The organism is Microbulbifer mangrovi (assembly GCF_002009015.1).
Lineage (GTDB): Bacteria > Pseudomonadota > Gammaproteobacteria > Pseudomonadales > Cellvibrionaceae > Microbulbifer > Microbulbifer mangrovi.
The window spans coordinates 1-603 of sequence record NZ_LZDE01000076.1; the positions used below are offsets into that span (position 1 = coordinate 1).

Sequence of the window (603 nt, forward strand, 5' to 3'; positions counted from 1 at the left end):
AGGTGCGTAGCGTTGGCTGTCGCGCTGCCGCTGCTTGTTAGCTGTTTGCTTGCTCATAACTTAGTCCTGAGACCTTTAGAGACAAGATTTCACCTAAGAGATCTTCGCTCAAAATTATCCCTGGTGTTAGATTAGAACCTTCATCTGCTGTATCGCCAAATTTCAAATCTGTAGCGTACAGACCGCTCTTTGACAATTTACGTTTTAAGTATGCAGGAGAAACACCTATAACATATGAGTTGTTGCCACAAAGAGAACACTTTGGGCCAAATTTCGTTTTTCGTATTGCTGAATCAAATTCGACTTTGACTTTTGGGAATACATAGTAGTACTTGCCAGATTTTTCAAAATTTGACTCATCTACATATTTTACGAGCTCTAGAAATACTCTTTCAGAGATTACCAACTCGTTATCATAAGTTGACGAAAAATCATACATTATTTCGCTCAAGGGCAAGCGAGAACTCTTTTCACGATCAATTATTCCGCACTCCATGCATCGGCAGGCAGCGCTTTTATCGTATGCATATTGGCCATTATCTCGGCCGAAGATTATGAAGCTCTTCATCGTTATTTCAGCTAACGCCCGCAGCAGGGGCAGAC

The 603-nt window shown here is 41.5% G+C and carries 1 protein-coding gene; it reads right to left on the reverse strand.

Annotated features, from left to right (window positions below; all coding sequences use genetic code 11):
• Positions 1 to 37: 37 nt before the first annotated feature.
• A partial coding sequence (locus B4U49_RS18985; RefSeq protein WP_158078513.1) for a hypothetical protein occupies positions 38 to 603 on the reverse strand: 566 nt, incomplete at its 5' end.